The 11,297-nt window shown below is 47.7% G+C and carries 9 protein-coding genes and 1 pseudogene; 4 read left to right on the plus strand and 6 right to left on the minus strand.

What is annotated here, in order from left to right; translation table 11 throughout:
• Window positions 1-352: 352 nt before the first annotated feature.
• The 4 genes from KME11_00005 to KME11_00020 all read right to left on the minus strand — a co-directional run bounded on the left by KME11_00005 (window position 353) and on the right by KME11_00020 (window position 3,843).
• Window positions 353-856 carry a DNA recombination-mediator protein A gene (locus KME11_00005; GenBank protein ID MBW4513591.1) on the minus strand — a complete coding sequence of 168 codons (504 nt, stop codon included), beginning with the start codon at window positions 854-856 and terminating at the stop codon, window positions 353-355.
• A 59-nt stretch (window positions 857-915) separates the two neighbouring features.
• Complete coding sequence (locus KME11_00010) at window positions 916-1,461, minus strand: FHA domain-containing protein (protein MBW4513592.1); 546 nt, start codon at window positions 1,459-1,461, stop codon at window positions 916-918.
• 449 nt (window positions 1,462-1,910) lie between these two features.
• Window positions 1,911-2,792 (minus strand): alpha/beta hydrolase, encoded by an 882-nt coding sequence (locus KME11_00015; protein MBW4513593.1) that lies wholly within the window; start codon window positions 2,790-2,792, stop codon window positions 1,911-1,913.
• Between the two features lie 70 nt (window positions 2,793-2,862).
• A complete protein-coding gene (locus KME11_00020) occupies window positions 2,863-3,843 on the minus strand; it encodes an ABC transporter ATP-binding protein (protein ID MBW4513594.1) in 981 nt (326 codons plus the stop codon).
• Window positions 3,844-3,961: 118 nt separating this feature from the next.
• Here KME11_00020 and KME11_00025 point away from each other — a divergent pair.
• The 3 genes and pseudogenes from KME11_00025 (at window position 3,962) to KME11_00035 (ending at window position 7,211) form a co-directional block, all read left to right on the plus strand.
• Window positions 3,962-4,081, plus strand: a pseudogene (locus KME11_00025) (glucose-inhibited division protein A).
• Window positions 4,082-4,175: 94 nt separating this feature from the next.
• A complete protein-coding gene (locus tag KME11_00030; GenBank protein ID MBW4513595.1) occupies window positions 4,176-6,266 on the plus strand; it encodes a M3 family metallopeptidase in 2,091 nt (696 codons plus the stop codon).
• An 18-nt stretch (window positions 6,267-6,284) separates the two neighbouring features.
• Window positions 6,285-7,211 carry an NAD(P)H-dependent glycerol-3-phosphate dehydrogenase gene (locus KME11_00035; GenBank protein ID MBW4513596.1) on the plus strand — a complete coding sequence of 309 codons (927 nt, stop codon included), beginning with the start codon at window positions 6,285-6,287 and terminating at the stop codon, window positions 7,209-7,211.
• Here KME11_00035 and KME11_00040 read toward each other — a convergent pair.
• Together KME11_00040 and KME11_00045 are read right to left on the minus strand one after the other, a co-directional pair.
• Window positions 7,208-7,900: a uracil-DNA glycosylase gene (locus tag KME11_00040; GenBank protein MBW4513597.1), complete on the minus strand. Its 693-nt coding sequence runs from the start codon at window positions 7,898-7,900 to the stop codon at window positions 7,208-7,210. The genes KME11_00035 and KME11_00040 overlap by 4 nt on opposite strands.
• 386 nt (window positions 7,901-8,286) lie before the next feature.
• Window positions 8,287-9,018 (minus strand): response regulator transcription factor, encoded by a 732-nt coding sequence (locus tag KME11_00045; protein ID MBW4513598.1) that lies wholly within the window; start codon window positions 9,016-9,018, stop codon window positions 8,287-8,289.
• 564 nt (window positions 9,019-9,582) lie between these two features.
• Between KME11_00045 and KME11_00050 the strand changes: the two genes are divergently transcribed.
• Window positions 9,583-11,295, plus strand: a complete 1,713-nt coding sequence (locus tag KME11_00050; GenBank protein MBW4513599.1) for a diflavin flavoprotein — start codon at window positions 9,583-9,585, stop codon at window positions 11,293-11,295.
• Window positions 11,296-11,297: the final 2 nt, after the last annotated feature.

The following is an 11,297-nucleotide window of genomic DNA, read 5'->3' on the forward strand; positions in this document are numbered from 1 at the left end:
CCTGGCAGCGGGTGAGGCGGCTCCTGTGGCACTGACTGCTCCTGCTATCCAGGGCTAGAGTCTAGCTGGAAGTTAGTTCGAGACATTGGAAAAGCGCTCCTTCACAGGGGCGCTTTTTTAGGGCTTTGAGCTATTCTCTTACTTTTACATCTACATCAAAAAAGTACTGCCACTTCTTAAGTAGCAGTACTTTAATTTTTTAGGTACAAATGTCTTGTGTATTTTTTAACGCTGAGCAAGAGAGCCGTCCTATGGAGCAGCTACCTAGAGCTTTGCAGTATGGATTGATTTCTCAGTATCTTGATAGAGACATGGAGCAAATCGTATCTAGACGCTAAAGACTAATAAATTTCTAATCGAAATAGAACAGTGTCACGACTTTGCGCTGATCTTCTGCATCCCCACAGGTTTTAAGAAGAGTTGTGCTGTCATGAAAGGCAAAGCAGATCAACTGTTGACATCGAGTCACAATTTCCTGATTGCAAAGGGCGCTGGCTTCTCCCAAAGATAAGCTGTCATTCCCAGGGTTTTCGACTAAGTGTATAACTTGTTCTAACTGTTCGCGCGACTCGCGGGGTTGGCGCTCTAAACTCTGAGGCAGAATGACAGTTAACAAATTCGGGTCAGCTCGCATGGCTCCCCGAATTGCAGCCGAATTAGCTCCAGTTGCGCCCGATGTTAGAAGCTGGTTGCCAGCTAGAACTAGCGCGTAACTCATAAGCTCAATGAGATGTTGATGAGTGATAGGAACATGGCGCGTTCCTAGCAAAGCGATACGCTTTGAGCTAGTTTGCTGGATTGCAGCCAGTTCTTGCAAGAATTCATCAACTCTAGGCAGATCTACAGATTGACTCAAAGAAGGATAGTCTCTATTGCCACGACGACGATATTTTAGCAGGTGTTAGGGGTCGTAGATCAGCAAATATCGTGACATTGTCCTTTAGAGAGGTCTTGTTTATGATTAAACCTGCAAGTATCTTCGAGAAAATTAGTCTCGGAGCTATTTTCTTGTGAGGGGGTAGCGTCAATATCTTCTAGCAGTTCAACCTCGGTCTGCACTTGAGCAAGGGATTTTAAGGGAACGCAGATATCTGCGATCGCGGACGAATTGGAGTTGCTGAAATTAACAGGCTGAAAGCAGTGAGTGGACTGACAAAGGAAAAAAGTGAAGATAAGACTGCCTAGGCGGATGCGATCGCCATCTTTCAGTAAAGTGGCTCCTTGAATCAGTTCACCATTAACGAGAGAACCATTGCTGCTCCCCAGGTCTGTCAAATAAAACCCTTGCTCTTCCACATACTGCACTGAAGCATGACATCGTGACAGACGGCGATCGGGCAAGGCAATACTGACTTGGCAAGAGTCACGCCCAATGAGCCAGGTATTTTGGGGTTGTGTTGTCGCTTGAGTCCTACCGTGGAGCAGATTAGTAACAATTGAAATCTGATCACCAATGACCATACCTTGAATATAAGGAGTCGTAATTCGTCCAAATGAGCGAGTTCCAGAACTTTCTAAGCCTAAGATTTCGTCTAATAATCCTCGGTGATTTTCATATAGTCTGAGAAATATTTGATAAAGCCCCAGCCGATCCTGTAATCCTGAACGAATCGACGTATCCATGGAGCTAATACTAGAGGCAGAATCTGAAGAGGCGGAATCTAAGGAGTCTTGGGAGTTAATCAAGCCTGGGTGGGCACAACCGAAAGGCAGTCTATTTATATGGGTCATGTCTATCTAGATTTTTATTGATGCGTTCACTAGAAGCTAAGTACCCGCTAGGTACCCACACAAGAACTAGATTAGGTGTTTTCCGTATTAATTAAGAACCGCATGATTACGGGAAGACAACCAACAATCGGTCACAGCGCCTCAGATCCGTACAGCTTCTAGACATGGCGCAACAGCTTCTAGACATGGCGCAAGAAATCTAGTAACTCTCGGTTTACTGTTTGAGGTGCCTCTTGCTGAACCCAATGACCGCACTGAGGCAAGATCTTTAGCCGGAATGGGGCGGTTATTAGCCGATCGATTCCTTCAGTCAGCTTAGTACTGAGGAATTGATCTTCTTCTCCCCATAGAACAAGAGTAGGGGAAGTAATGAGGGTAGGCGATCGCCCCCAGCTACTCAACCAAGATTGAGGAGCCAACAGCGAGCGGTAATACTTGAGGGCAGCAGTCAGCGCTCCTGGTTTTTCTAAAGCCGCCTGATACATTTCTGTATCTTGTGTTGTAAATGCGCCCTTACGGACAGATTGTCCTTGCAGCAGATTCTTGATAAAACCGCTCAAGTTGCGCTGAATGAGCCATTCTGGGAGGACTGGAACCTGGAACGCTAGCATATACCAACTGCGTTGAATCTGATCAAAGTTACTGAGTACTTCTTGCCTAAACCGTTCTGGGTGGGGAGCGTTGAGGATGGCAAGGCGATCGAGTAGATTCGGAAATTTCTGGGCGAAATGCCAAGCGATCGCTCCACCCCAATCATGACCAACCACATGCGCTTTGAGATAGCCTAAGCTGTGAATCAATCCTTGAACATCGGTTGTCAGTGTATCAATGTCATAACCGCTTTCAGGCTTATCAGAATCGTTGTAGCCCCGCAGGTCAGGTACAACGACTTTGAAATGTTTGGCTAAAGCCGGAATTTGATGCCGCCAAGAGTACCAAAATTCGGGAAAGCCATGGAGGAGAACAACCAATTTGCCTTCACCTTGAATCACACAATGTAGACGGATATTGTTGGTTTCAATGAAGTGATGTTGCCAACCCAATTGATCTGCTGCGGTCATAGAATTAGGAAAAGTGAGAAAAATCTTCGCTACTAATACAAATCATAGATTAAGTTCATTAGCTGACAGGCTACTTGCTGGTGTAGATTCCACGCTGCCGGAGTTGTTGGACAAAGAAATCTTCTAGGGTAGGACGTGACAAATTCATGCCGATTAATTGCGCACCCATCAAGTCCAAACTAGCGATAAAGTCCTGAGGGTTGCCCTTAAGATGTCCCTGCCAGTGATTCTCTTGAAACTCTAGGTCAGGTATCCATTGGCGTAATACATCCGATTTTCCACCTTTAATTTTGACTTGGTACAGATCCGCGTTACCGAGAAGCTCTTGAAGTGAGCCGATGCAGAGCATTTCGCCCCTAGCAAGGATAGCAACCCGATCGCAAATTTTTTCGACATCCGATAGCACATGGCTATTAAAGAAAATTGTCTTTCCTTGCCCCTTTAGCGAAAGAATAATTTCTCGAATTTGGTAGCGTCCTAAGGGGTCAAGTCCAGACATCGGTTCATCAAGAAAAACCACTTCTGGATCATTAATTAATGCTTGCGCCATGCCGATTCGTTGCAACATCCCTTTAGAGTACTGGCGGAGTTGCTTTTTACGAGCAGCAGACTGCTCTAAGCCCACCAATTCTAGAAGCTCTGGAATTCTTTTTTTCTGAATAGATGCAGAAATTTGGAACAATCCCGCAACATACTGCAAAAACTCCCATCCGGTCAGATAATCGTAGAAGTAGGCATTTTCGGGTAAATAGCCCACCCGTTGTTTGACCGTTCGATCGCCCAAAGCTTGACCCAACAACAGCCCTTTACCTGAAGTCGGACGGGTAATTCCGAGCAAGCACTTCAGTAGAGTCGTCTTGCCAGCGCCGTTGGGACCCAGCAGCCCAAAAGTTTCACCTTGAAAGATTTGTAAGGTGCAGCCTTGCAATGACACCATTTTTTGATTCATCCAAAAGCCTGTGCGGTAAACCTTGCGCAGTTCGTAGGTTTCAACAACAGTAGGACGATCGCTCGTGGCAGGTAAAGCGGAGGAAGGGATAATGGCATTCATATCGTTGGAGGAAACAGACGGGTTATCCGAAGTTAATTATCCAGATTTTGCCCATTTTTTGTGTCAGGCTAAAACTATAAGAGTGAAGAAAATTAACAATGTAGTGCCTAAAAATATTATGGATCGTTCAAAAATTGTTGCAGTGTTGACTGGGGCGATCGCTATCATTCTAAGCCTTGCTTACCTCTTACTAGTTCAGCTTTTAGACTTTCGAGGCGAAATGGTACCTGCCCCAATGTCAGCCCAGCCTGCTTTATCCGAGGTAGCCCAAGTAGCTGACTCCGGAACCATTCTGCTTACGTTAGATTGAAAAAAACGCAAAGGATATTGATATGAGTGCCGCAACTATCTCTGCAAATCCGCTTCTAGTTGGTAAAGGCTTGCCACCGTTCGAGCAAATTCAAACCGAGCAAGTGATCCCAGCCATCACACAGCTTTTATCTGAATCTGAGGATAGCCTTTCTCAATTGGAAGCCAACTTCATGCCCACCTGGCAAGGATTAGTTGAGCCGTTAGAAGAAATTGTCGATCGCCTGAGCTGGAGTTGGGGCGTGGTTGGACACCTAATGAGCGTTAAAAACAGCCCAGAGTTGCGCGAAGCTTACGAAACTATGCAGCCCGCAGCGGTTCAGTTTTGGAACCGCATGAGCCAAAGTCAGCCCCTCTACGAAGGCTTTAAAGCACTCCGCCACAGCGAAGAATGGCACAAGTTGGAAGAAAGTCAGCAGCGCATCGTTGAAACTTCATTACGAGATGCCGAGCTTTCGGGCGTGGGCTTAACAGGCGATGCCAAGGATCGCTTTAATGCTATTCAGCTTGAACTCGCTGAGCTTTCTACTCGCTTCTCTAACCATGTTCTAGATGCAACTAAAGCCTTCAGCATGACCTTGACTCAACCCGACGACATTGCTGGATTACCTCCTAGTGCCGTTGGCTTGGCGGCACAGATGGCAAGGGCAGCGGGCGATGAGAATGCCACCCCCGATGCAGGGCCTTGGCGCATTACGCTCGATATGCCTAGCTATATGCCCTTCATGCAACACAGCCGTCGTCGCGACCTTCGCGAAAAGTTGTACAAAGCCTTTGTCAGTCGGGCTTCATCGGGTGAGTTCGACAATTCTCCTTTAATCGAGCAGATATTGACCTTACGTCAGGAAAAGGCGAAGCTTTTAGGCTTCAATAGCTTTGCAGAGGTTAGCTTGGCTGAGAAAATGGCTCCTAGTGTAACTGCTGTTGAAACGCTGCTAGAGCAACTGCGGCAAGCCAGTTATGAGGCAGCAAAGCAAGATTTGGCAGACCTTCGAGAGTATGCTCGGTCGAAAGGTGCAGCCGAGGGCAATGACCTCCAGCACTGGGATCTTGCCTTCTGGGCAGAGCGACAACGGGAAGAAAAGTTCGACTTTAATGCTGAAGAATTGCGTCCTTACTTTCCTTTAGATCAGGTTTTAGAGGGGTTGTTTGCGCTGTCCCAGAAAATCTTTGGCGTTGTGATTACCCCCAAAGATGGGCAAGTTCCAATCTGGCATCCTGATGTACGCTACTTTCAGGTGGCGAATCAGCAAGGAGAGGCGATCGCCTCTTTCTACCTCGACCCTTACAGTCGTCCTGCTGAAAAACGGGGTGGAGCCTGGATGAACGACTGCATCAGTCGCACCAAAATGACTGATGGTAGCGTGCGCCTGCCTGTAGCATACCTTGTCTGCAACCAAACTCCGCCCGTAGACGACAAACCGAGTCTAATGACCTTTGGCGAAGTCGAAACCTTGTTTCATGAGTTTGGGCATGGTTTGCACCATATGCTAACCCGCGTAGACTATTCCATGGCAGCCGGAACTCGCAATGTAGAATGGGATGCGATCGAGTTGCCCAGTCAGTTCATGGAAAACTGGTGCTATCATCGGGCGACGCTCTTGAGCTTGGGCAGACACCATCAAACAGGTGAGCCCTTGCCTGATCATTACTACCAGAAGCTGCTAGCAGCCCGAACTTACATGAGCGGCAGTGGGATGCTCCGTCAAATTCACTTAAGCTGGGTAGATTTGGAACTGCACTCTGGTTATCAGCCTGGAGGCAAAGAAACGGCAGCAGACGTGCGGCGGCGATTAGCTCAAACTACTATGGTGCTTGATCCGCTGCCCGAAGATGCGTTCCTGTGTGCCTTTGGTCATATTTTTGCTGGTGGATATGCAGCAGGCTATTACAGCTACAAGTGGGCTGAGGTGTTAAGTGCCGATGCTTTTGCAGCATTTGAAGAAGCAGGGCTGGAAGATGAGGGGGCGATCGCTCAAGTGGGGCAGCGCTACCGGGATACGGTTCTGGCTTGGGGCGGCGGTAAGCACCCCATGGAAGTTTTCAAAGCTTTTAGAGGGCGCGAACCTGATACTCAAGCTTTACTCCGGCATAATGGGCTGGTCGCTGCATAGGAGCATCAAGAAGCCATCGTGAACGCATCAACCGTCGTTGTCCTGGGTGCAGGAGCCTGGGGATCTGTTTTAGCTACCCTTGTGACCCAGGCAGGGCACCAGTCGAGGCTGTGGTCGCGTCGTGGTGAATTGAGTCTAGCAGAAGCGTTGATGGATGTTGATGTCGTAGTGTCTGCCATTTCCATGAAAGGGGTGGCAGAGTTGGCAGGGCAAGTCCAGGAGATTGGCTTGCCCGCCCATACCATTCTGCTGAGTGCAACTAAAGGGCTTGATCCGGCGAGCGGTCGAACCCCCTCGCAAATTTGGCAAGCGACGTTTCCCCATCATGCGATCGCGGTTCTGTCGGGTCCTAATCTCTCTAAAGAAATTGAGCAGGGATTGCCCACCGCAACAGTAGTTTCGAGCCGAGATATCGCTGCGGCTGAGCAGGTGCAAGCCGTTTTTTCATCAGAAAAATTTCGGGTGTACACCAATCAAGACCCTCTAGGGACAGAACTAGGCGGAACCCTAAAAAATGTGATTGCGATCGCCGCTGGAGTCTGCGATGGTCTGAACCTGGGCACCAACGCCAAATCTGCTCTGCTTACCCGTGCCCTAGCTGAAGTGATCCGTATTGGCACACACTTGGGCGCACAGCCCGAAACCTTCTTTGGATTATCTGGCATGGGCGACCTGCTAGCCACTTGTAGCAGCCCCCTCAGCCGTAACTATCAAGTTGGCTTTGGACTTGCTCAAGGCAAGTCTCTGGAACAAACTCTTGCCACACTCCAAGGCACAGCAGAGGGAGTCAGCACAACGAATGTTCTGATTAACCTCGCAGAACATCAGGGTATTGCAGTCCCAATTTCTTGGCAGGTTTACCAGCTTCTAAACGGAAAAATTACTGCACAACAGGCAGTCGAAGCCCTAATGGAGCGGGAATTGAAGCCAGAGGTCAGAGGTTAAGCCAATTCAGCTAACTTTGCTTTCACGGTCTGAATGTCTTGCCACATCAGCCATTTTGGCTGCCCCTTCTCCCGTGACTGGTTTCGCAATAAATAAGCCGGGTGGAATACGGGCATACAAAGGCGACCTTCCCACTCAATCCATTCTCCCCGAATTTTAGTAATGCCTCGCTTATCGCCCAAAAGTCCTTTTACTGACGATGCACCCGATAGCAAGATCACCTTCGGATTGACCATGCGGATTTGCTCCATTAAGTAAGGACGACAGGTATTCATCTCTGCATCCGACGGAGCACGATTGGCAGGCGGACGGCACTTAACAATATTGGCGATGAACACGTCTGCCTCAGTTAATTCTACTGCAGCCAAGATTTTGTCTAAAAGTTGCCCTGACTTGCCTACAAAAGGAATGCCCGTCTCATCCTCATTCTGCCCAGGTCCTTCACCAATAATCATTAAATTTGCATCGGGATTCCCTCTCCCAATCACTGCGTTAGTGCGCGTTGCACCCAAATCGCAGCGCTGACAGCGGTTGCAGTGCACTTTAATCTCATCCATTGAGGTGTAGGTGCCTGCTAGAATAGGCAATTTTGCGTTAATGGGAATGAGGTCAGGGTCAAAATCTTTTCCTGGCACAAGGGCGGGCAAATCTGCCGCGCCGAATAAAGCCATTTGGTCTTCGGTAGACATGAGGCAAATAGAGAGTTGGGATTGTATCTTAAAGCATCTGGTGGGCTGAGTCCAACTGCCCACAGGAGATATCCTAAGCTAGACCTGCGAGAGAGGCTAGGATAATCAGCGATGTTGTATTGCACTCAATAAAAAACCGACAGATTCCAAAAGGTTTCTGTCGGCAAGTCGTGTGTTCCCTGTTGATGACTCGGCTAGAGTTGAGTCTCTTACATTATGTGGTTCTAACTTAAGAGAAGTGGCGATCTTGATCAGAGTTTTCTGTGATTATGATCACAGGCTCTAATTAAACAGTACCAATGCTTTCAGGAAACGAACGACCCAACTTAAGATATGACCTAAGATGACTGATGTTCGGTTGTTTGGCGCGATCGCCAGTGGGGCTGTTAAGAGGCAGCTACCTCGTCTGATAGGACGTTTGCAGGGAGTTCTAAGCAGTATCCTGCCCCATAGACCGTTTTGATATATCGAGGATGGCGCGGGTCTGGCTCTAACTTAGTCCGGAGATGCCTGACGTGAACACGAATAGTCTCAATATCATCATTGGGATCATATCCCCAGACTTCCTTTAAGATTTCGCTGGGAGAAACGGTCTGCCCATGGCGTTGAAGAAGACAATGGAGTAGCTCAAACTCTAAGTGAGTCAGCTTAACCGTATTAGAAAACCAGATTGCCTCAAGGCGTTCGGGCACCAAAGTTAAGGGGCCAAAGCTCAAGATTTCGGAGTGCTTAGCGGCTTGGGGAATGCGATCGGTGCGTCGGAGCAGAGCCCGAATTCTTGCAAGCAGCTCTTCAACTTCAAAAGGTTTAGTTAGGTAATCATCCGCTCCTGCGTTAAAGCCTTCTACTTTGTCCTTCGTTTGACCCAAAGCAGTCAGCATCAGGACAGGAATTTCAGAAGTGCGCTCGTCTCGTCGGAGTCTTTGGCAGACCGTAAAGCCATCGACCTTTGGCAGCATTAAATCTAGCATGATCAGATCTGGTAAAAGCTGGAGCGCTAATGCTTGTCCCTTGATGCCATCCTCGGCTTGGCTGACATCGTACCCAGCCATTTCTAGGTTTACGGCAACAAGTTCTGAAATTGCTGAGTCATCGTCGATGACAAGAATACGAGGCATCTTTTAATTCTTAGATTGAGTGATGGAATGAATGACAAATCGCAGTAGGGAGCTAAAATTTGCGGGCTATGAGGCTTTTGTGCCGTTTGGTTAAGAAGAGACAACAAATATTTAGATTTCTTGAACGATTGGAACTGATTGTAAATCTAAATTCTTTATATAGGAATGGCGATAGGATAAATTCGGGAGCACTTTTAAAGATTTTATTTAAGATTGATTAGTAATAGCTATGAGTCCTATACTCGCCAATTTAAGTATTTATTAGTCATCACTATTTAATGGAACCTTGGAGAAATGGACTATCTCAAGCATTCAGCGCGTTTATTTTTTAGAATGAGGCGTTGTAGGACATTTTTTTACACAGCAGATGAGGTAAGGTTTTTAAGGATTGAGAAATCTTTTTAGTTCTTTTGAGCAATGGTAAAGAAACGAGGCGATCGACATAAGATTATCTAATAGTACTATTCACTTAATAAAAATTTACAATGCTTTATCTTTTAGGATGATAGGGAGAGTAGAGCGCAAGAATCAGAATCTGTTGTTTACAGAATTAGGAGGGTGGATATGGTAGCACTTGCAGAACGTTCCCAGACTCGGTTGACCCTGCAAACCGTGGGCATTGCGGAAGAAACGCTTGCCATTCGATCGCTGGACTGGGATCGCGATCGCTTCGACATTGAATTTGAGCTACAAAACGGTACCACCTACAATTCCTTTTTAATCCGGGGCGAGAAAGTTGCACTGATCGATACTTCCCACGAAAAGTTTCGTCAGCTTTATTTGGACACCCTGACCGGGCTAATTGACTTAACTCAAGTTGACTATCTTGTTGTGAGTCACACTGAGCCTGACCACAGTGGCTTAATTAAAGACATTTTGCAGCGATCGCCCCAAATTACTCTAGTTGGCACTAAAGTTGCGATTCAGTTTTTGGAAGATTTGTTGCACCAATCATTTGAACGAATGGTAGTGAAAAATGGCGATCGCATCGACCTAGGCAACGGTCACGAGCTAGAGTTTGTCGCTGCGCCCAATCTTCACTGGCCCGACACGATGCTCACCTACGACCACAAAACCCAGGTGCTTTACACCTGTGATGTTTTTGGGTTGCACTTTTGCGATGATCAGCTTTACGACGAAAATTTAGCCCTCATTAATGCCGACTATCAGCTTTACTACGACTGCTTAATGGGGCCTAACGCTCGTTCGGTGCTGGCTGCCCTGAAGCGTATGGGAGACTTGCCCTCTTACTGTACGATCGCCACAGGGCATGGTCCGCTCTTGCATCACCATATTCCCGAACTGGTGGAGCGTTACCGCGATTGGAGCCAAGCCCAGGCAAAGGCTGAAACGATGGTAGCGCTGTTTTATGCAGCAGATTATGGGTACGGCGACGAGTTGGCACAGGCGATCGCCCATGGAATTGCTAAGACTGGGGTTGCTGTTGAGCTTATTGACCTCAAAGCCACTGATCCACAAGAGGTGATCGAAATGGTGGGTTTGGCAAGTGGCATTGTCATTGGAATGCCTCCTCAATCGGCGGCGAGAGCTGCCCTGAGTACGCTCTTAGCAGCAGTTAATCCTAAGCAAGTTGTGGGTTTGTTTGAGTCGGGCGGTGGCGATGATGAGTCGGTGTATCCGTTGCGGAACAAGTTTCAAGAAATTGGCGTGCGGGAAGCATTTGCACCTATTTTGATCAAGGAAACGCCGGGGAACGCAACTTATCAATTATGTGACGAAGCAGGTACGGACTTGGGGCAGTGGTTAACGCGCGATCGCACGGTCAAGCAAATGAAAGCGCTAGACAATGAGTTGGACAAAGCATTAGGACGATTAAGCGGCGGTTTATACATTATTACGGCTGAAAAGGGCGGTGTATCGAGCGCAATGCTTGCGTCTTGGGTATCCCAGGCAAGCACAAAGCCTCTGGGTTTGAGTATTGCTGTGGCAAAAGATCGGGCGATCGAGTCGTTTATGCATGTGGGCGATCGCTTTATCCTCAACGTTTTAGAGGAAGGCAACTATCAACTGCTAATGCGGCATTTCCTCAAGCGGTTTGCCCCAGGAGCCGATCGCTTTATGGGCATCAAAACCTATCCTGCTGCCAACGGTTCGCCTATCCTTGCCGATGCTTTAGCGTATGTAGAATGCGAGGTCGTGAGCCGGATGGAATGCCCTGATCATTGGATTGTTTACAGCACAGTAGATGCGGGGCGAGTCTCTAAAGCAGATGGGTTAACGGCTGTTCATCATCGTAAGGTAGGCAACCATTACTAATT

Source organism: Timaviella obliquedivisa GSE-PSE-MK23-08B, from assembly GCA_019358855.1.
GTDB lineage: Bacteria > Cyanobacteriota > Cyanobacteriia > Elainellales > Elainellaceae > Timaviella > Timaviella obliquedivisa.